General features: G+C 65.8%; 17 protein-coding genes. 12 read left to right on the top strand and 5 right to left on the bottom strand.

Annotation, left to right across the window (positions count from 1 at the left end; translation table 11 throughout):
• Positions 1 to 53: 53 nt before the first annotated feature.
• A complete protein-coding gene (gene cytX, locus KSS94_RS24415; RefSeq protein ID WP_217840589.1) occupies positions 54 to 1,337 on the top strand; it encodes a putative hydroxymethylpyrimidine transporter CytX in 1,284 nt (427 codons plus the stop codon).
• Here cytX and KSS94_RS24410 read toward each other — a convergent pair.
• A complete protein-coding gene (locus KSS94_RS24410; protein WP_217840588.1) occupies positions 1,306 to 2,052 on the bottom strand; it encodes an RsiV family protein in 747 nt (248 codons plus the stop codon). The two genes, cytX and KSS94_RS24410, sit on opposite strands and share 32 nt — an antisense overlap.
• A gap of 185 nt (positions 2,053 to 2,237) precedes the next feature.
• On the opposite strand from KSS94_RS24410, the gene KSS94_RS24405 reads away from it, so the two are divergent.
• The 9 genes from KSS94_RS24405 (at position 2,238) to KSS94_RS24365 (ending at position 11,522) form a co-directional block, all read left to right on the top strand.
• Positions 2,238 to 2,855, top strand: coding sequence for an NUDIX domain-containing protein (locus KSS94_RS24405; RefSeq protein ID WP_217840587.1), 618 nt, complete (start codon positions 2,238 to 2,240; stop codon positions 2,853 to 2,855).
• The gene (locus tag KSS94_RS24400; RefSeq protein ID WP_217840586.1) at positions 2,846 to 3,298 is read left to right on the top strand and encodes a DUF1249 domain-containing protein; all 453 of its coding nucleotides are present in this window, start codon (positions 2,846 to 2,848) and stop codon (positions 3,296 to 3,298) included. The genes KSS94_RS24405 and KSS94_RS24400 overlap by 10 nt, the downstream gene beginning before the upstream one ends.
• Before the next feature lie 85 nt (positions 3,299 to 3,383).
• Positions 3,384 to 4,187 (top strand): 3',5'-cyclic-AMP phosphodiesterase, encoded by an 804-nt coding sequence (gene cpdA / locus KSS94_RS24395; RefSeq protein WP_217840585.1) that lies wholly within the window; start codon positions 3,384 to 3,386, stop codon positions 4,185 to 4,187.
• Positions 4,188 to 4,319: 132 nt separating this feature from the next.
• Complete coding sequence (locus KSS94_RS24390) at positions 4,320 to 4,928, top strand: YqiA/YcfP family alpha/beta fold hydrolase (protein ID WP_217840584.1); 609 nt, start codon at positions 4,320 to 4,322, stop codon at positions 4,926 to 4,928.
• Between the two features lie 36 nt (positions 4,929 to 4,964).
• Positions 4,965 to 6,869, top strand: a complete 1,905-nt coding sequence (gene parE / locus KSS94_RS24385; protein WP_217840583.1) for a DNA topoisomerase IV subunit B — start codon at positions 4,965 to 4,967, stop codon at positions 6,867 to 6,869.
• Positions 6,866 to 7,852, top strand: coding sequence for an esterase-like activity of phytase family protein (locus tag KSS94_RS24380; RefSeq protein ID WP_217840582.1), 987 nt, complete (start codon positions 6,866 to 6,868; stop codon positions 7,850 to 7,852). Before parE ends, KSS94_RS24380 begins: the two co-directional genes overlap by 4 nt.
• Positions 7,849 to 8,367 (top strand): retropepsin-like aspartic protease family protein, encoded by a 519-nt coding sequence (locus KSS94_RS24375; RefSeq protein WP_217840581.1) that lies wholly within the window; start codon positions 7,849 to 7,851, stop codon positions 8,365 to 8,367. The genes KSS94_RS24380 and KSS94_RS24375 overlap by 4 nt, the downstream gene beginning before the upstream one ends.
• A 10-nt stretch (positions 8,368 to 8,377) precedes the next feature.
• Positions 8,378 to 10,636, top strand: coding sequence for a DNA topoisomerase IV subunit A (gene parC / locus KSS94_RS24370; protein WP_217840580.1), 2,259 nt, complete (start codon positions 8,378 to 8,380; stop codon positions 10,634 to 10,636).
• 175 nt (positions 10,637 to 10,811) lie between these two features.
• Complete coding sequence (locus KSS94_RS24365; RefSeq protein ID WP_217840579.1) at positions 10,812 to 11,522, top strand: PqiC family protein; 711 nt, start codon at positions 10,812 to 10,814, stop codon at positions 11,520 to 11,522.
• 486 nt (positions 11,523 to 12,008) lie between these two features.
• Here KSS94_RS24365 and KSS94_RS24360 read toward each other — a convergent pair whose 3' ends face one another.
• Positions 12,009 to 13,451: a histidine kinase gene (locus KSS94_RS24360; protein WP_217840578.1), complete on the bottom strand. Its 1,443-nt coding sequence runs from the start codon at positions 13,449 to 13,451 to the stop codon at positions 12,009 to 12,011.
• Between the two features lie 136 nt (positions 13,452 to 13,587).
• Between KSS94_RS24360 and serB the strand changes: the two genes are divergently transcribed.
• Positions 13,588 to 14,802 carry a phosphoserine phosphatase SerB gene (serB, locus tag KSS94_RS24355; RefSeq protein ID WP_217840577.1) on the top strand — a complete coding sequence of 405 codons (1,215 nt, stop codon included), beginning with the start codon at positions 13,588 to 13,590 and terminating at the stop codon, positions 14,800 to 14,802.
• Positions 14,803 to 14,979: 177 nt separating this feature from the next.
• Here serB and asd read toward each other — a convergent pair whose 3' ends face one another.
• Genes asd through KSS94_RS24340 form a run of 3 tightly spaced genes read right to left on the bottom strand, consistent with a single transcriptional unit; the run spans position 14,980 to position 18,242 of the window.
• Complete coding sequence (asd, locus tag KSS94_RS24350) at positions 14,980 to 15,843, bottom strand: archaetidylserine decarboxylase (protein ID WP_217840576.1); 864 nt, start codon at positions 15,841 to 15,843, stop codon at positions 14,980 to 14,982.
• A 9-nt stretch (positions 15,844 to 15,852) separates the two neighbouring features.
• A complete protein-coding gene (locus KSS94_RS24345; RefSeq protein WP_217840575.1) occupies positions 15,853 to 16,662 on the bottom strand; it encodes a rhodanese-like domain-containing protein in 810 nt (269 codons plus the stop codon).
• Positions 16,663 to 16,706: 44 nt separating this feature from the next.
• Positions 16,707 to 18,242 carry an HDOD domain-containing protein gene (locus tag KSS94_RS24340; protein WP_217840574.1) on the bottom strand — a complete coding sequence of 512 codons (1,536 nt, stop codon included), beginning with the start codon at positions 18,240 to 18,242 and terminating at the stop codon, positions 16,707 to 16,709.
• Positions 18,243 to 18,372: 130 nt separating this feature from the next.
• Here KSS94_RS24340 and motA point away from each other — a divergent pair, with 130 nt between their 5' ends.
• Positions 18,373 to 19,224: a flagellar motor stator protein MotA gene (gene motA, locus KSS94_RS24335; protein ID WP_217840573.1), complete on the top strand. Its 852-nt coding sequence runs from the start codon at positions 18,373 to 18,375 to the stop codon at positions 19,222 to 19,224.
• The last annotated feature ends 1 nt before the right edge of the window (position 19,225 follow it).

Here is a 19,225-nt window from a genome sequence, read left to right as displayed (position 1 = left end):
GGCAAGCCCGCTCCCACGTTTATCCCTCTTCCAGGCATTCGGCGAACAAGACAATGACAACTCCCAGCCACTTCTCCCCCGACCACCCGGTCCCTGCCCACCAGCGCCAGTTCGGCGCCCGTGACCTGTTCTCGCTATGGTTCTCCCTGGGCATCGGCCTCATGGTGCTGCAGGTTGGCGGCCTGCTGGCGCCGGGGTTGGGCCTGGCCGGGTCGATCCTGGCGATCGTGCTGGGCACCGCGGTGGGCGTGCTGCTGTTGGCCTCGGCCGGGGTGATCGGCAGCGACACCGGCCTGTCGGCCATGGCCACCTTGCGCCTGACCCTGGGCAGCCACGGCGCGCGCCTGCCGGCGTTGCTCAACCTGCTGCAACTGGTGGGCTGGGGTTCGTTCGAAATCATCGTCATGCGCGATGCCGCAAGCCTGTTGGGCGCGCGGGCCTTCGGCGAGGGCAGCGGCTGGAGCAGCCCGTTGCTGTGGACCTTGTGCTTCGGCGCGCTGGCTACCTTGCTGGCGGTCAGCGGGCCGCTGGCGTTCGTGCGCAAGGTGCTGCGCAAATGGGGTATCTGGCTGTTGCTCGGCGCTTGCCTGTGGCTCACCTGGAACTTGTTCGCCAAGGCCGACCTTGCCGACCTGTGGCGCCGCCCAGGGGATGGCTCGCTGTCGCTGGCGCTGGGTTTTGACATCGTCATCGCCATGCCGCTGTCGTGGCTGCCGCTGATCGCCGACTATTCGCGTTTTGGCCAGCGCGCCAGCCGGGTGTTCGGCGGCACGGCGCTGGGCTTCTTCATTGGCAACGCCTGGCTGATGAGCCTGGGCGTGGCCTACACCCTGGCCTTCGCCCCAAGTGGCGAAGTGAATGCGCTGCTGCTGGCGCTGGCCGGCGCCGGGCTGGGCATCCCGCTGCTGCTGATTCTGCTGGATGAATCGGAAAACGCCTTTGCCGACATTCACTCGGCGGCGGTGTCCACCGGGCTGCTGGTCAAAGCCAAGGTCGAGCACCTGGCCTTGGCCATCGGTGTGCTGTGCACCCTGGTCGCGCTACTGGCGCCACTGGCCCAGTACCAGAACTTCCTGTTGCTGATCGGTTCGGTGTTCGCGCCGCTGTTCGGCGTGGTGCTGATGGACCACTTCGTGATCCGCCGCCGGCGTCTGCCGACGCGGGTCGACGGGCTGCACTGGCAGGCGCTGCTGGCCTGGGCGGTGGGGGTGGCCACTTATCACCTGTTGGCGGCCGAGGCGCCGGAGCTTGGGGCGACCCTGCCGGCACTGCTGCTGGCAGGGGTGCTGCACGGGCTGCTATCGCTCAGCCGCGGCCGGGAAACAGCTCGGGCCTGAGCATACCGTTCAGGCGCGGGTAGGGGATTTTCAGCTCGACGTGGCCCATGGAGTAGGGCGCGATGGCGTACACCTCGTACTTCACCACCACCGCGCCGTAGGTCAGGGCGATGTGCGCCGAGCGCTTGAACGGCCAGGTCTTGACGAACTCGGGGTCCTTGTCCACGCCGGTGCTGATCTGCCAGGCGCGGTGGGACTCCTCGACGGTCTTCCAGAAAGTCTCCTGCTGCCCGGGCAGCAGCATGTCGTCCAGGGTCAGTACCTTGTCCAGCTTGCGTGAATAGTTGATGAAGCCGCGCCCGGGCATGCCGTGGGCGCCGCCGGTGTCGAGGTAGCTCGACAATTCGACGATCACCAGGCCGTCATGCTGTTCGCGTACCTTGGCTTGCAGGTAGCTGCTGTTGCGCTTGTCGGCACGCGCCAGGTACTGCTGTTCATACGCCTGCAACGAGGCCGGCGGGGTACCGCGCTGGTTGTCCTCGGTCAGTTGCAGCAGGCGTTTTTCGACGATCGCGTCGAGCTTGGGCAGGGCCGGGAAGTGCACGGTGTCGATGTTCACCAGCGGGCAGTCGCTTTCGCTGCAGCCAGGCTTGATGTGCTCCCAGGCGTCGCGCTTGACCTCCAGCGGGGCCCGGTAGTTGGGAGTGAACAGGCTTTGGCAGGCGCCTAGGGCTAGCGCCAGTACGGCCACGGAAGTCAGTTTGACGAGGGTCATGTCGGCTCTTTGAAAGCGGTGATGATCGGCCTTGGACCGCCTGCGCGGCCTTCAGTTCGCCACTAAGCTAACAGAGAGCGCGGCGCCTGTCCCGGCTGCGCGAACGGTCGGCACAAGGGGGTGAAACCGGGCGGCACGCAGAGTAGGATTGCGCGATGCGGTATACGAGGTAATGAGGAGTTTGCATGACGGACACGTTGAATACGGCACCGACTCAGGTCGAGATCGCCAAGCGCGAGCAGCTGTTCAAGGGCTTTTACAAGCTCGACAAGCTGCACCTGCGCCATGAGCTGTTCGCCGGTGGCATGAGCCGCGAGTTCACCCGCGAGCTGTTCGTGCGCCACGACGCCGTGTGCGTGCTGCCCTACGACCCGCAACGCGACGAGGTGGTGCTGATCGAGCAGTTTCGCGTCGGTGCCATGGGCAAGGTGGCCAACCCCTGGCTGATCGAGATGGTCGCCGGGCTGATCGACAAGGACGAGCAACCCGAGGAAGTCGCCCACCGCGAAGCCGAGGAAGAAGCCGGCCTGACCTTCAGCGCGCTGTGGCCGATGACCAAGTACTTCCCGTCACCGGGCGGCAGCGACGAGTACGTGCACCTGTTCCTGGGCCGTTGCGTCAGTGACGGCGCCGGCGGCCTGCACGGCCTGGAAGAGGAGAGCGAAGACATTCGCGTACGGGTGTGGTCGTTCGAAGACGCCTTGCAGGCGGTACGTGACGGGCGCATCTGCAACGCTGCGGCCATCATCGGCCTGCAATGGCTGGCGCTGAACCGTGACGAAGTTCGAGGTATGTGGAAGTGAACCTGCTACGCGAGCGCTATCGGGTCGACCTGGTCGGGCTGCAGTCGGCTTGCGAGGCCAACTACGCCCGGCTGATGCGCCTGCTGCCGGATATGCGCACCACGCAAAGCTCGCGGCGCATCGGCATGACCCAGGGCGACCAGATGCTCGGCGTGCTGGTGCTGGAAGTGGCGCTTGCCTGCCCGTACACCACTACATTGAAAGTGCGCCAGGAGCACAGCCTGCCGTGGTTGCCGGTACCGGAGCTGGAGGTGCAGGTGTACCACGACGCGCGCATGGCCGAGGTGGTCAGTGCCGAGCACACCCGCCGGCTGCGCAGCATCTACCCGTACCCCAATACCGCCATGCACCAGCCGGACGAAAAGGCCCAGCTCAACCTGTTCCTCGGTGAATGGCTGAGCCACTGCCTGGCCTGCGGCCATGAGCTGGAAGCGGTGCGTTAAAATGTGACGCGGGTCGGGTTGGAGTATTTGCTCCAGAACGATCCGCCGCCATAATCCGTGCTGAATCCGCCCGAGGAGACGGCCGTTGCCGCAACAACATTCTTTCCCGTCACCCGTCCATGTGGTGCAACTGACCGACGCTCACCTGTTCGCCGACCCGGCAGGCAGCCTGCTGGGCCTGAAAACCCGCGAAAGCCTGGCCCACGTGATCGGCCAGGTGCGCCGCGAGCAGCTGCGCATCGACCTGCTGCTGTGCACCGGTGACTTGTCCCAGGATGCCAGCGTGGCTTCTTATGAAGCCTTTCGCGATTTGACCGCGGTGTTCGACGCACCGACGCGCTGGCTGCCGGGCAACCATGACGAGGCGCAGGTGATGGCTGCCCTGGCGCCGGAACTGGTGCAGGCTGTGACCGACATCGGCGCCTGGCGCATCGTCATGCTCGACTCGGCAGTACTGGGTTCGACCTTTGGCCTGTTGGCGGAGGGCCAGTTGCAAGTGCTGGACGAGGCCCTGGCCACCGCCGGCGAGCGCCACTGCCTGCTGTGCTGCCACCACCAGCCGGTGGATATCGGCTGCGCCTGGATGGCGCCGATCGGCTTGCGCAATGCCGACGCGCTGCTGGCGCGGGTAAAAAGTTACCCACAGGTCAAGGCGGTGCTGTGGGGGCATGTGCACCAGCATTGGGACCAGTTGCGCGATGGCGTGCGCTACCTGGCGACGCCGTCGACCTGCATCCAGTTCGCCCCGGGCAGCGAGGAATTCAAGGTCAGTGACGAACAGCCGGGCTACCGCTGGTTGCGCCTGCACGATGACGGGCGGTTGGACACCGGCGTGGAGCGGGCGCTGGATTACGTGGTGACGCTGGACTTCGACAGCCCGGGTTATTGAGGGCTCGCAGTCCCCCTGTAGGAGCCGTGTACAACCAAACGTGTTTTTTGAAGAATTTGTGTCGAAAATCGCGCCGGTGAACCAATGCCCCTCGAACAGGCTACACTGCGCGTCTTTGCGCGCGGGGGCAGCATGTCGGGTTCCATCCTCTATATCCATGGTTTCAACAGCTCGCCGCTGTCGACCAAGGCGCGCCAGCTCGAGGCGGTCATGGGCCAGCTTGGCCTGGCCGACCGGCTGCGCGTGCCGGCCCTGCACCACCACCCGCGCCAGGCCATGCAACAACTCGAAGCGGCCATCACCGAGCTGGGCGCGCCCTTGCTGGTCGGCAGCTCCCTGGGCGGCTACTATGCCACCCACCTGGCCGAGCGCTATGGGCTCAAGGCCCTGCTGGTCAACCCGGCAGTCGCCCCGCACCGGCTGTTCGACGGCTACCTCGGCACCCAGCGCAACCTCTATACCGACGAAGCCTGGGAGCTGACCCACGATCATGTGGATGCCCTGGCCGAGCTTGAGGTGCCGCCGCCGGTGGATGCCGCCCGCTATCAAGTGTGGTTGCAGACCGCCGATGAAACACTGGACTATCGCCAGGCCCAGCGTTATTACCAGGCCTGTGCCCTGCGTATCCAGGCCGGTGGCGACCACAGCTACCAGGGCTTTGCCGCGCAGCTGCCGGCACTGCTGGCCTTCGCCGGTATTGCCCGCGGGCAGTATGCGGCGCTGGATTTTTCTGTATTTTGAGCTTTTTCGCATTCACCAGACTGACGACGAGACCCCATGGCCAATCCCAGCGCTAGCGCCTATAACGCAGACGCCATCGAAGTCCTCTCGGGCCTTGACCCGGTCCGCAAGCGGCCGGGCATGTACACCGACACCAGCCGGCCCAACCACCTGGCCCAGGAAGTCATCGACAACAGCGTCGACGAAGCCCTGGCCGGCCACGCCCGCTCGGTGCAGGTGATCCTGCACGCCGACCACTCGCTGGAAGTGTGCGACGACGGTCGCGGCATGCCGGTGGACATCCACCCCGAAGAGGGCGTGTCGGGTGTCGAGCTGATCCTCACCAAGCTGCACGCCGGCGGCAAGTTTTCCAACAAGAACTACCAGTTCTCCGGTGGCCTGCACGGCGTGGGCATTTCGGTGGTCAACGCCCTGTCGACCCAGGTACGCGTGCGCGTCAAGCGTGACGGCAACGAGTACCAGATGACCTTCGCCGATGGCTTCAAGGCCAGCGACCTGGAGGTGGTGGGCACGGTAGGCAAGCGCAACACCGGTACCAGCGTGTACTTCAGCCCCGACCCCAAGTACTTCGATTCGCCGAAGTTTTCCATCAGCCGCCTCAAGCATGTGCTCAAGGCCAAGGCCGTGCTGTGCCCGGGGCTGTCGATCAGCTTCGAAGACAAAGGCACCGGCGAGAAGATCGAGTGGCACTACGAGGACGGCCTGCGTTCGTACCTGGTCGACTCGGTCAGCGAGTTCCAGCGCCTGCCCGACGAGCCGTTCTGCGGGAGCCTTGCCGGTAACAAGGAGGCGGTCGACTGGGCCCTTTTGTGGCTGCCCGAAGGCGGCGACAGCATCCAGGAAAGCTACGTCAACCTGATCCCCACCGCCCAGGGCGGCACCCATGTCAACGGCCTGCGCCAGGGCCTGCTGGATGCCATGCGCGAGTTCTGCGAGTTCCGCAACCTGCTGCCGCGCGGCGTGAAGCTGGCCCCCGAGGATGTGTGGGAGCGCATCTGCTTCGTGCTGTCGATGAAAATGCAGGAGCCGCAGTTCTCGGGCCAGACCAAAGAGCGCCTGTCCTCCCGCGAGGCGGCGGCGTTCGTCTCGGGTGTGGTCAAGGACGCCTTCAGCCTGTGGCTCAACGCCCACCCCGAAGTGGGCATGCAACTGGCCGAGCTGGCCATCAGCAACGCCGGCCGGCGCCTGAAGGCCAGCAAGAAGGTCGAGCGCAAGCGCATCACCCAGGGCCCGGCACTGCCCGGCAAGCTGGCTGACTGCGCAGGCCAGGACCCGATGCGCGCCGAGCTGTTCCTGGTCGAGGGTGACTCGGCCGGCGGCTCGGCCAAGCAGGCGCGGGACAAGGAATTCCAGGCGATCCTGCCGCTGCGCGGCAAGATCCTCAACACTTGGGAAGTCGACGGCGGCGAAGTGCTGGCCAGCCAGGAAGTGCACAACATCGCCGTGGCCATTGGCGTCGACCCGGGCGCCACCGACCTGTCGCAGCTGCGCTATGGCAAGGTGTGCATCCTCGCCGACGCCGACTCCGACGGCCTGCACATCGCCACCTTGCTGTGCGCGCTGTTCGTCCAGCACTTCCGCCCGCTGGTGGAAGCAGGTCATGTGTACGTGGCCATGCCGCCGCTGTACCGCATCGACCTGGGCAAGGAAATCTACTACGCCCTGGACGAAGCCGAACGCGACGGCATTCTCGACCGCTTGGTGGCCGAGAAGAAACGCGGCAAGCCGCAGGTCACCCGATTCAAGGGCCTGGGCGAGATGAACCCGCCACAGCTGCGCGAAACCACCATGGACCCGAACACCCGCCGGCTGGTCCAGCTCACCCTGGATGACCTGCAGGGCACCACCGAAATCATGGACATGCTGCTGGCCAAAAAACGTGCGGGCGACCGCAAGAACTGGCTGGAGACCAAGGGCAACCTGGCCGAGGTTCTGGTTTGACTCGCCCGTTGCTGGCGGCCAGCCTGGCGCTGTGCGCCTTGCCGGCGCTGGCCGGCGACTGGCCGGAGCTCAAGCTCACCAGCGAGCATGTGGTGGACGGCATGCGCGGCGGCAACCTGTCGGGGCTGGCGCAGTGCCGTGGAGCGCTGTGGGCGGTGTCCGACCGCGATGACGACCGCATCTACCGGCTGGACCAGGCTGCGAGCGCCTGGCAGGCCGAGCCGCTGGTGTTCAGCGCACCGCCAGCGCCCGACAGCGGCCTGCCCTGGGGGGTGAAAATCCGCACCTGGGCGGCCTCGTTCGTGCGCGGTGGCGCGCTGGACTTCGAAGGCCTGGCCTGTGACCAGGCCGGCAACTTCTACGTGGTCAGCGAAGCGCAGACGGCGGTTTTGCAATTGCCGCTCGAGGGCGAGCCTGACTGGCTGAAGATCGACCAGGCCATGCTGCGTCAGGCCCGTGCCAGCGGCATGCTGCTGAACTTCAACGCCTTGTTCGAAGGCCTGGCAGTCAGCCCGGCGGGTGACCGTCTGTGGCTGGCTGCCGAGCGCGAACGCCGCGGCCTGCTGGCGGTGCAACGCCAGCAGTCGGTATGGACCTGCGCTGCCAGTTGCGTGCTGCTCAGCGAGGCGGGCCTTGAAATGCAGCCGGCGCAGTTCCCCGGAGCCCGCCCGGTGTCGCGGGATTTCGCCGACCTGGCCTGGTTCGAGCACAAGCTGTTCACCCTTGAACGCAACGCCTATCGCATCTGCCGGCGTGACGCCGACAGCGGCGTGGTGGAGCGCTGCTGGTCGTTCGCTGCCGATGCGCTGGTAGAGTCGCGGCGTTACAGCCAGCCCTACGGCCTGGCCGAGGCACTGGTAATCGACAAGGACGGTGCCTGGGTCGGGCTGGACAACAACGACCAGCCGCGCGCCGATGGCGAGGTCCGCCCGGTCGTCTGGCGCTTCGCCGCGCCCGCCGGCGGCTGGAGCGCCAACCCTTGAGCCAGCCACCGGGCAAGCGTGCGGGGCGGGTATTGATGGTCGTCGCCTGGGCGGCGGCGATGTTCCTCGCCACGCGCTTTTTCGGCCAGTGGGAAGACCGCCAGCAAAACCCCAACAGCGTGGTGCAGAGCCAGCAGGGCGACGGTTACATCGAGGTGCGCCTGCTGAGCAACGGCCAGGGCCACTTCGTCGCCGATGGCGCGATCAACGGCCAGGTGGTGCATTTCATGCTCGACACCGGTGCCACCGACGTGGCCATCCCCGAGACGCTGGCCCGCGACCTTGACCTGGCGCGCGGTGCGCCGGTGGTGCTCAGTACCGCCAACGGCCGTACCGAGGGCTACCGCACCCGCCTGGACACCCTGCAGCTGGGCGATATCCAGCTGCGCGACGTGCGTGCTCTTGTAGTCCCCGGCCTTGATGGCCAGGCGGTGCTGCTGGGCATGAGCGCCCTGAAACAACTTGAATTCACCCAGCGCGGCGGCACCATGCTGCTGCGCCAGAACCTGAAATGACGAGGCCCGCATGAGCGACTCACTGGAACTCAGCCTTGACGGCGTAGAACGCCGCTCCCTGGCTGACTTCACCGAACAGGCCTACCTCAACTACTCCATGTACGTGATCATGGACCGCGCGCTGCCGCATATCGGTGACGGCCTCAAGCCCGTGCAGCGCCGCATCGTCTATGCCATGAGCGAGTTGGGCCTGGACGCCGATTCCAAGCACAAGAAGTCGGCGCGTACCGTCGGCGACGTGCTCGGCAAGTTCCACCCCCACGGCGACTCGGCCTGCTACGAGGCCATGGTGCTGATGGCCCAGCCGTTCAGCTACCGCTACACGTTGGTCGACGGCCAGGGCAACTGGGGTGCGCCGGACGATCCGAAGTCGTTCGCTGCCATGCGTTATACCGAAGCGCGCCTGTCGCGTTACTCCGAGGTGCTGCTCAGCGAGCTGGGCCAGGGCACCGTGGACTGGGTGCCGAACTTCGACGGCACCCTGCAGGAGCCGGCAGTACTGCCGGCGCGCTTGCCGAACATCCTGCTCAACGGCACCACCGGCATTGCGGTGGGTATGGCCACCGACGTGCCGCCGCACAACCTGCGTGAAGTGGCCAGTGCCTGCGTGCGCCTGCTCGACGAGCCCAAGGCCACCCTCGAGCAGCTGTGCGAGCACATCCAGGGCCCGGACTACCCGACCGAGGCCGAGATCGTCACCCCGCGTGCCGATATCCTCAAGATCTACGAGACCGGCAAGGGTTCGATCCGCATGCGTGCGGTGTACCGCGTCGAGGATGGCGACATCGTCGTCACCGCGCTGCCGCACCAGGTGTCCGGGGCCAAGGTGCTGGAGCAGATCGCGGCACAGATGCAGGCCAAGAAACTGCCGATGGTTGCCGACCTGCGCGACGAGTCGGACCACGAGAACCCGTGCCGCATCGTGATCATTCCGCGCTCCAACCGCGTGGACGCCGCCGAGCTGATGCAGCACCTGTTCGCCACCACCGACCTTGAAAGCACCTACCGGGTCAACGTCAACATCATCGGCCTGGACGGGCGCCCGCAGCTGAAAAACCTGCGCGCGCTGTTGCTGGAATGGCTGGAGTACCGCATCGGTACCGTGCGTCGCCGCCTGCAGCACCGCCTGGACAAGGTCGAGCGACGCCTGCACCTGTTGGATGGCTTGCTCACCGCGTTCCTCAACCTGGATGAAGTGATCCACATCATCCGCACCGAGGAGCACCCCAAGCAGGCTCTGATCGCCCGTTTCGACCTGACCGAAATCCAGGCCGACTACATCCTCGAGACCCGCCTGCGTCAGCTGGCCCGCCTGGAAGAGATGAAAATCCGTGGCGAGCAGGACGAGTTGCTGAAAGAACAGAAGCGCCTGACCACCCTGCTGGGCAGCGACGCCAAGCTGCGCAAGCTGGTACGCAGCGAGCTGATCGAGGACGCCGAGACCTACGGCGACGACCGTCGCTCGCCGATCGTCGAGCGCGCCGAGGCCAAGGCCCTGTCGGAAAACGAGCTGATGCCGACCGAGCCGGTCACCGTGGTGCTGTCGGAGAAAGGCTGGGTGCGCTGCGCCAAGGGCCACGATATCGACGCCACGGGGCTTTCGTACAAGGCCGGTGACGGCTTCAAGGCTGCCGCGGCCGGACGCTCCAACCAGTTTGCCGTACTCATCGACTCCACCGGCCGCAGCTACTCGCTGGCCGCCCACAGCCTGCCGTCGGCCCGTGGCCAGGGCGAGCCGTTGACCGGCCGCCTGGCACCGCCGCCGGGCGCCACCTTCGAGTGCGTGCTGTTGCCTGAGGATGACGCGCTGTACGTGGTGGCGTCCGATGCCGGCTACGGCTTCGTGGTCAAGGGCGAGGACCTGCAGGCCAAGAACAAGGCCGGCAAGGGCCTGCTCAGCCTGCCCAACGGTGCCAAGGTGATGAGCCCGCGCCCGGTGGCCAGCCGCGAGCAGGACTGGCTGGCAGCCGTCACCACCGAAGGGCGCCTGCTGGTGTTCAAGGTGGCCGACCTGCCGCAACTGGGCAAGGGCAAGGGCAACAAGATCATCGGCGTGCCGGGCGACCGGGTGGCCAGCCGTGAAGAATTCGTCACCGATCTTGCCGTGATCAGTGAGGGATCGACCCTTGTATTGCAGGCTGGCAAGCGTACCCTGTCTCTCAAGCCAGATGATCTTGAACACTACAAAGGTGAACGGGGTCGCCGTGGTAGCAAATTGCCGCGTGGCTTCCAGCGCGTGGACGCCCTGATGGTCGAGAACCCGGCTTAAGCGGGCGAGAAGTCTGGAGCGGCGCTTTCAGCGCCGTTTCGGGCGGAAATACTGGAGTCGGGCCGTCATTTCGCGGATGATAGGCCCCCTGCGGCGCCGGCGTGGCCGAGTGCCCGACTGAATCTACACGAGTATCACTGCGGTCAGTCTTGTGACGGCCGCCTGGATGGGATGAATGAAATTTCTGCGCCTTCCATTTGCGCTGCTGATGACCGGCCTGCTGGGCCTGAGCGGCTGCAGCATGCACCAGCCGGTCGCGCTGTATCAGCTCGACAGCGGTGATCCCGGCCAGCCTTCGCAGGCGTCGGGTATGGCGGTTGTGCTCGGCCCGGTATCGGTGGCCGACTACCTGCAACGCGAGACGTTTTTGCAGCGTCAAGCCGATGGCAGCCTGACCGCGGCGACCGACGGTCGCTGGGCCGGCAGCCTTTCGTCGGATATCGACCAGTTGCTGGTGCGCCAGCTGGCCTGGCGCCTGGACAGCCAGCGTGTGGTGCTGGCACCGGCCAGTGCCGGCTTCAGCCCTGACGTGCAAGTATTGCTGACCATCACTCGCCTGGATTCGGGCAAGGACCAACCGGCCATTCTGGATGCGCAGTGGCGCGTGCTGGACCGCCGTGGCCAGGTGCGTGACAACCGCATCGTTCACCTTGAGCAGCCTCACGCCGGCAGCGAGTCGGCGCAGGTACAGGCTCAGGGCCAGTTGCTGCAAAAACTCGCCGAACAGCTCAGCACCACGGTCAAGCCGCTGGCCAACCAGCCAGCCATTGCCGAAACCGCGCCGCGCAAGCAGGCCGCGCCGGTGCAAGTGAAAAAAGAGCCCGAGAAGCCGAAAATCCCGATGGCTTCGCCGATCCGTACCGATATGGAAGTCTATCGGTTCTGATCTTGCAGACATGAAAAAGCCCGCAGCGATGCGGGCTTTTTTGTGGGCGTGGTGTAGCTGTTTGGGCGCCACCCCCTGTAGGAGCCGGCTTGCCGGCGATGAGGGCATCGAGCCGGATGGTTTTGCCAGGCCCTACCGGTTTGCAACCCTGCCGGTAACTTTCAGGCATGAAAAAGCCCGCTGTGCTGCGTAATGCTGTTCACTTAAGAGAGGCGTTGCCTGGGTTGGGGCTGCTTCGCAGCCCATCGCGACCGGACGGCGCCCCGGCAAGGCCGCTTCCCACAGGTACTGCGCATGGCTTGGTAATTCAGCCTTGCTCAGTACCTGTGGGAAGCGGCCTTGCCGGGGCGCCGTCCGGTCGAGATGGGCCGCAAAGCGGCCCCGGCAATTCTAAGTGAACAGCATTACGCTGTTATGCGGGGTTAGTGGGTCGCTGTACGGGCCTCATCGCCGGCAAGCCGGCTCCTACAGGCGGCGGGCCTTGGATCAGACCCTGCGTTCGTGCATCCGCGCCAGCTGGCGTTCGAGCATCGACGGGTAGGGCTCCATCAGCCGCTCCACGCAGCAGGCACCCTCGGGGCTGGCGATCGGGCGGATGCGGGCGCGCTGGCGGATCAGGGTATCGTCGCTGATGCGCCGTTCCACCAGCAGCAGGTTGCGGCTGTGCTGCGACAGCGCCAGGGCGTCCTGGGCCTGCTCGGTCATCAGCAGGTCGACCTGCTCCAGGCCTTGCAGGTCGTCGGCCAGCACCAGGCCCAACTGCAGTTGCAGGGTGATGCCGCTGTCGGCCACCTCAATCTGCAGGGCATGGCCCAGGGCGCGCAGCAGCTCGCCGCAGCAGATGGCGTTGGTCAGGTAGTCCTCACCGCAGTCACGGCTGTGGAACAGCAGCAGGGTGCTGCCATCGTTCAGCGTGTGCACTTCGCCTTCGTACAGCGAGGCGGCCTGGTCGAGGCAGTCGCGGTAGCGTTCCAGCAACTCGGTCAGGCGGGTGCGCGGCAGGCGCCGCAGTTGTTCCTGCGAGCCCAGCTGCACGGCCAGTACCGCGCTGTTCTGCGGTTCGTCCGACTCGACAATGGCCGGTTTCGCCGGGGCGGCTTCGTCGTCCATCAGGCCGGCGAAGGCGTCGTCATCGTCATCCTCGGCGACTACATGGCTGCGCGGCGCGGGCTTGGCCGGCGCTGGCGCGTCGTCGTAGTCGTCCTCTTCGTACTCTTCTTCCGGTTCTGGCGGTGGCGGCGGAGCAAGGCGGGCGTGCAGCTGGCGGGCCAGGTCGCCGATCTCGTCCTGGCGGTCGATCGCCGGGGTGTAGGGGTGCGGGTCGCGCAGCCATACCCGCAGTTGCAGCAGCGGGGTGGAGATGAAGCGGCCCAGGCGCAGGCTGAGGGTCAAGGCCAGGGCCAGCAGGATGGCGGCAAGGATGCCCATGCTCTGCAGGCTGATCAGCATCGGCTGCTGGAACTGATTCATGTCCAGGCTGATGCGCAGTTGGCCGGCGGTCACGTCCTGGAAGGTGATCTTGGTCTGGTACAGGCCCTCGGCCTCGCCCAGCAGGCTGTTGCGCGGGCGCTGGCCGGCTTCGGCGAGGATGCGGTTGTCGACGCTGTAGATGGCAGCATGGGCCACCAGCGGGTTCTTCACCAGGTTGCCGAGCAGCACGTTGAGGCTGAGGATGTCGTTGGACACCAGCAGTTCGGTGGCTGAGGTGGCGGTCTGCGTGGTCAGGCTCTGGCCCACGGCGTCGGCCTGCTCGTGCATGGCCTGCTTGAACTGCAAACCCATCACGCAGGCATAGATCACCAGGGCCAGGGCCACCAGGAAGATGTTATGGCTGGCAATGCGCAACGCCAGGGGGATACGGCGCTGGCTCAGGGCTCGATAGATCATCAGGAAGAAATTGTCGGTTTTGACGGGCGTGGGCCGGTTCACAGAGCGCGGCTCTTTATGGCGAGTTAGGTGCTGCGCAGTATAGCGAGCGGAGTTTTGTCGGCAAAGTATCGTTGCTGCCCGATGGTCACGGAAAGTCGGTAGAATGCGCATTTTTCATCGAAGTCGGAGCCAGGTTGTGCGCGAAATCGTTCTGATCAACATCACCGGTGAGGACCGTCCAGGTCTTACCGCGGCCATCACCGGCGTCCTGCTCCAGGGCGGTGTGAACATTCTCGACATCGGCCTTGCGGTCATGCACGGCACCCTGTCGTTCGGCATCCTGGTCGACATTCCTGACAACGAAGTGGCCACCGCGCTGCTGCAAAGCGTGCAGTCCAAGGCCCACGAGCTGAACCTGCAGGCGCGCTACACGCCGATCTCCGAGGCCGACTACCAGCACTGGGCCGACAGTCAGGGCGAGCCGCGCCAGATCATCACCTTGCTCAGCCGCAAGATTACCCCCGAGCAACTGCAGCGCGTCAGTGCGGTGATCAGCCAGTACGGCCTGACCATCGAGCGCATCGAACGCCTGTCGGCCCGCGTGGTGCTGGATGCCCAGCAGGACAAGGGCAAGGCGGCGCTGGAAATTTCCGTGCGCGGCGAGCCGAGTGACGCACAAGCGTTGCGTGCGGCGTTCTTCGCGCTGTCTGACGAGCTGAGCATCGACATCGCCTTCCAGAAGGACGACCTGTTCCGCCGCAACCGCCGCCTGGCGGTGTTCGACATGGACTCGACGCTGATCGAGGCCGAAGTCATCGACGAGCTGGCCAAGGCCGCCGGCGTGGGCGAGCAGGTGGCGGCAATCACCGAGCGTGCCATGCGTGGCGAGTTGGATTTCCGTGCCAGCTTCAAGGAGCGCATGGCGCTGCTCAAGGGCCTGGATGTGGGTGTGCTCGACCAGATCGGCGCCTCGCTGCGCCTGACCGAGGGTGCCGAGCACCTGTTCGCCGAGCTCAAGCGCCTGGGTTACAAGACTGCCATTCTGTCTGGCGGCTTCACTTACTTCGCCAAGCAGGTGCAGGCGCGCCTGGGCATCGACTACGTGTTCGCCAACGAACTGCAAGTGGTCGACGGCAAGGTCACCGGCGTTGCCGTGGAGCCGATTGTCGACGCCCAACGCAAGGCTGACCTGCTGCAACAACTGGCCAGCGAAGAGGGGCTGCAACTGGAGCAGACCATCGCCGTGGGTGATGGCGCCAACGACCTGCCGATGCTGTCGCTGGCCGGCCTGGGCGTGGCCTTCCGCGCCAAACCGCTGGTGCGCCAGTCGGCCCGCCAGGCCATCTCGACCCTGGGGCTGGATGGTGTGCTGTACCTGCTGGGCGTGCGCGACCGCGACGCGCGGGGCTGACCGCTACCTGTGTAGGAGCCGGCTTGCCGGCGATGAGGCCCTATTAGGCAGCACAAGGTCTGCTGGATGGCACCGGCTCTGCCGGTGATCGCCGGCAAGCCGGCTCCTACAGGGGGCAGCGGCGGTAAAGCAAAAAAAGGCCCTGCATGTGCAGGGCCTTTTTTGTTCAAGCGCCAATCAGGCCTGCGCTGGCACCGCCAGCAGCTCACCCATGCGCACCGCGGAGCCGGCGCCCAGGCTTTGCGCCCACTTCACCTGCTCGGGGCCAAACAGCACGATGGCGGTGGAACCCAGCTTGAATCGCCCCAGCTCGGCGCCTTTTTCCAGGTGGATCGGCGCACGGCTGGCTTCGTCGTAGCTGAAGGTCTTCAGTTCGCGCTTGGGTGGGGTGACCAGGCCGGCCCAGACGGTCTCGATCGAGGCGACGATCATCGCCCCCACCAGCACTACGGCCATCGGCCCGCGCTCGGTGTCGAACAGGCACACCACGCGCTCGTTGCGGGCGAACAGCTCCGGGACGTTCTCGGCAGTGGTCTGGTTGACCGAGAACAGCCGGCCAGGCACGTAGACCATCTCGCGCAGGGTGCCGGCCAGCGGCATGTGCACGCGGTGGTAGTCCTTGGGCGAGAGGTAGATGGTGGCAAACTCGCCGCCCATGAACGGTGCAGCCAGTGCCGGGTCGCCGCCCAGCAGCTCGAGGGCGCTGAAGCTGTGGCCCTTGGCCTGGAAGATGCGGCCGTGCTCGATCGGGCCGAGCTGGCTGACGGCGCCGTCGGCCGGGCACAGAATGGCCCCCGGAGTTTCGTCCAGCGGGCGTGCGCCAGGCTTGAGGGCGCGGGTGAAGAAGGCGTTGAAGTGCTCGTAGGCGGTGAGGTCTTCGACCAGCGCCTCGGCCATGTTCACCTGGTAGCGCTTGGCGAACCAGGTGGTGAAGGCGTTCTTGAACCAGCGTGCGCGGCACTCTGCGACGCAGCCGGCCAGGCGCGACAGCAGGTGGTGCGGCAGCAGGTACTGGCTGATGATGAACAGACGGGATTTCATGCAGGTTCCTTAGACTTCTACAGGCGTGTCCGGGTGGTTGCCCCATTCGCTCCACGAGCCGGCGTAGGCCTTGATGCGTGGGTAGCCGAGGGCTTTGGCCACCAGGTAGGTGAAACCGGAGCGGCGGTGGGTCTGGCAGTGGGTGATCACTTCCTTGTCGGGGGTGATGCCCAATTGCCGGAGAACGTCGGCGATGTCCTTGCGGATGCGCAGGTGGTCGTTGAGGTCCATGCCGGCGGTCCATTCGAAGTTGATCGCGCCGGGAATGTGCCCGCCTTTGGCGGCCAGAACCTTCTCGCCGTTGAATTCCTGCGGGCCGCGGGCGTCCCAGATGACCAGGTCATTGGCGCCCAGGCGGCTTTGCAGGTACTCGCGGGTGGCGGTGGGTGCGCTGCTGAGTTGCAGGCGCACCGGCGAGGTGCCGGGGGCAGGTGCGTCGGTGGACAGTTTGTCTGCCGGCCAGGCCTGGATGCCGCCGTTGAGGTAGTGGTAGTGCTGGTGGCCGATGACGTCGAGCAGCCAGATGAAGCGCCCTGCCCAGCCGCCGCCTTCGTCGTCGTACACCACGTACACCGCGTCATCGCGGTGGCCGAGCTCGGCGAACAGTTTTTCCAGGTCGGCCTGGGCCGGCAGCAGCCCGGGGGCCGGTGGCTGGCCGAGCTGGGTACGCTTGCCCTCGACGAAGCGCGCCCCGGGGATGTGCCCGCTGACATAGCGGTTGGCGCTGCTCAGGTCGACCAGGATCAGCTGGGACGAGCCCAGGCGCGGCAGCAGGTCGGCGGCTTCGATCACCAGGGGCAAGCCGGAAAAATCAGTCATCCACGGTCTCCGGGGTGGAAAGAGGGGCGATTGTAGCGCAAGGCTCACGCATTGCGACTGGCAAACAGGGCCAGGGCGCGCTCGATGCATTGCGCGGTTTTGCCGAAGGCTTGCACGCTGACATCGGCCAGCGGCTTGCCGCCTTGGTCGGCCACCGCCAGCATCAGCACCTGGCCGCCCACTGCCAGCGAGCGCAGCAGCAGGTGCTCGCCACGGAAGAACGCCCGCAGCGGCGCCGGCAGCAAGGCTGCGAGCTGAGCGTGGTTGTCCGGCGTCACCCGCAGTTGCCCGGCCTGGGCCATGAGTTTTTGCAGCAGTTTGTTCTGCTGCACCGGCAGGGCCATGGCGCCGGCTTCGGTGGGCAGGCCGGCAATTTGCTGTACCCGCAGGTAGTCGCTGGCCTTGTCCAGGCTCAGCAGCATGACCCGTTGCATGCCACACGCCTGCAGGGCTTCACGGGCCTGGGCCGACAAGTGCACGGCGTTGCTGAACGGGCTGGGCTGGGCAAGCAGCTCCTGGCAGGCCGAGCGCCAGTGGGCGAGGTCTTCGCTGCTGGGCGGCGGCGGGGTGAGCATGTCCGGGTGCGGGCGGCGCTGGTCCCAGGGCCAGATCAGCGCCTCGGCCGGGTGGAACAGGGCATGTCGGGCATGGTGGCGGGCGCTGGCGGCGGCCTGCTGGTGGACCTGCTGCTGCACATCGTCCAGCGAAGTCTGCAGGTACAGCGCGGTCAGCAGTTGCCAGCGCAGCAGGTGCGGGTTGTCCCAGCCTACCTGGGCGGCCAGGGCCAGGCCGTTGGCCAGCAACACGGTATTGGGTGGCTGGTTGAACCAGCGGCGCAGCGCCGGTTCTTCGTCCAGGCGGTGCTGTTGCTCCAGCGGGTCGGGCTCGCGGGCGATGTTCAGCACCTGGGCCAGTTGCTCGCGCTCCTCGGTCAACAGGCGGTAGCCCTGGGTGACCCAGCCCGGCAGGCGCCAGTGCTCGGCCACGGCCTGGCACAGCTGCATGATGCGCACGCCGAACAACTGCTGCTCGACAACGCCAGCGTCCTCGCCCTTGTGGATGACCCGCAGCTCCCAGGCATCCAGCAGCTTGGGGTAGGCCACGGCCATGGCCCACATGGGTGAGAGAAACAGCAGGCTGCCCCAGTGGATCTCCTGCCACAGGCGCGCCAGGCGGCTGGCGAAAAGGCCGTTGGCTTGTTGCGTGGCGTGCTGGCTGATCAGCAGGAACTGGCGCAGCACCGGCGGCAGGTCGTCGCTGGGCAGCGAGGGCAGGCGCGCCAGCAGCTGTGAAATGCGTTCAAGGCCCAGGCGGTTGAGGGCGATTTCCAGGCTTTCGGCAGGCTCGGCCTGGCTGGCGTTGGCCGAATGGTTGGCCTCGCGCATGACGCACAGCACCAGCGCGGGGCTGTCCTGCATCAGCTCGGCGATGTCACGTAGCGAGCGGCGGCTGTCGTTGATGGCCTGCACGACGCGGTCGTGGCTCTCTTTGGGTACGGGTATGCGTACGCCGTCGAGCAGCTTGACCCAGGCGTCAAGACTTGACGGGGGCTGACTTGGCACCTTGGTTTCAATTGGCATATTGACATCAGTCCAAACTGGCTTTTCGCTTTGAGTGGCTATAGTCTGGCGCAGTTCTGCCGATAAGTAGAAGAAGAGTTTTAAGGCTCCCGTCCCCGACCCTGACCACGACAGCAAGTGCTCTGAACCTATGGCTAAAATTATCGGCATCATCGTCGTATTCGCGAGCGTGCTCGGCGGCTACGTACTTTCCCACGGCAAGATCGCGGCACTGATTCAGCCGTTCGAAGTGCTGATCATCGGTGGCGCGGCCTTCGGTGCGTTCCTTCAGGCGAACCCTGGTTACATGACCATGCATGTGGTCAAGAAGTCGCTGAAGATGTTCGGCAGCCGTTTCACCCATACCTTCTACCTGGAAGTGCTGGGCCTGGTGTACGAGATCCTCAACAAGAGCCGTCGCGAAGGCATGATGGCCATCGAGGGTGACATCGAGGACGCCGCAGCCAGCCCGATCTTCGCCAAGTACCCTGCGGTACTGGGTGATGAGCGCATGACCGCGTACATCTGCGACTACCTGCGCATCATGTCCACCGGCAACATGGCTCCCCACGAGCTCGAAGGCCTGTTCGACATGGAGCTGCTGAGCATGAAGGAAGAGCTCGAGCACCCCTCCCACGCGGTCAACGGCATTGCCGACGGCATGCCCGGCTTCGGTATCGTCGCGGCGGTACTGGGTATCGTGGTGACCATGGCCTCGCTGGGCGAGGGCGACCAGGCCTCCATCGGCCTGCACGTGGGCGCGGCGCTGGTCGGTACCTTCTTCGGTATCCTGGCGGCCTACGGCTTCTTCGGCCCGCTGGCCAAGTGCCTGGAGCACGACGCCAAGGAAGAGATCAACCTGTACGAATCGATCAAGGCCTCGCTGGTGGCCTCGGCCTCGGGCATGCCGCCTTCGCTGGCCGTGGAATTCGGGCGCAAGGTGCTGTATCCGAAGCACCGTCCGAGCTTCGCCGAGCTGGAACAAGCGGTTCGCGGTCGCTGAG

This window comes from Pseudomonas fakonensis, assembly GCF_019139895.1.
GTDB classification, from domain to species: Bacteria; Pseudomonadota; Gammaproteobacteria; order Pseudomonadales; family Pseudomonadaceae; genus Aquipseudomonas; species Aquipseudomonas fakonensis.
The sequence above is the reverse complement of the archived record's forward strand: the minus strand, read 5'-3'. Positions and strand labels throughout refer to the sequence as shown.

Bases quoted from the DNA above. Each gene is read 5' to 3' on its own strand.
- KSS94_RS24340 (WP_217840574.1), bottom strand. From the start codon at position 18,242: ATGCCAATTGAAACCAAGGTGCCAAGTCAGCCCCCGTCAAGTCTTGAC.
- KSS94_RS24410 (WP_217840588.1), bottom strand. From the start codon at position 2,052: ATGACCCTCGTCAAACTGACTTCCGTGGCCGTACTGGCGCTAGCCCTA.
- KSS94_RS24345 (WP_217840575.1), bottom strand. From the start codon at position 16,662: ATGACTGATTTTTCCGGCTTGCCCCTGGTGATCGAAGCCGCCGACCTG.
- asd (WP_217840576.1), bottom strand. From the start codon at position 15,843: ATGAAATCCCGTCTGTTCATCATCAGCCAGTACCTGCTGCCGCACCAC.
- KSS94_RS24390 (WP_217840584.1), top strand. From the start codon at position 4,320: ATGTCGGGTTCCATCCTCTATATCCATGGTTTCAACAGCTCGCCGCTG.
- KSS94_RS24365 (WP_217840579.1), top strand. From the start codon at position 10,812: ATGAAATTTCTGCGCCTTCCATTTGCGCTGCTGATGACCGGCCTGCTG.
- KSS94_RS24405 (WP_217840587.1), top strand. From the start codon at position 2,238: ATGACGGACACGTTGAATACGGCACCGACTCAGGTCGAGATCGCCAAG.
- parE (WP_217840583.1), top strand. From the start codon at position 4,965: ATGGCCAATCCCAGCGCTAGCGCCTATAACGCAGACGCCATCGAAGTC.
- motA (WP_217840573.1), top strand. From the start codon at position 18,373: ATGGCTAAAATTATCGGCATCATCGTCGTATTCGCGAGCGTGCTCGGC.
- parC (WP_217840580.1), top strand. From the start codon at position 8,378: ATGAGCGACTCACTGGAACTCAGCCTTGACGGCGTAGAACGCCGCTCC.
- cytX (WP_217840589.1), top strand. From the start codon at position 54: ATGACAACTCCCAGCCACTTCTCCCCCGACCACCCGGTCCCTGCCCAC.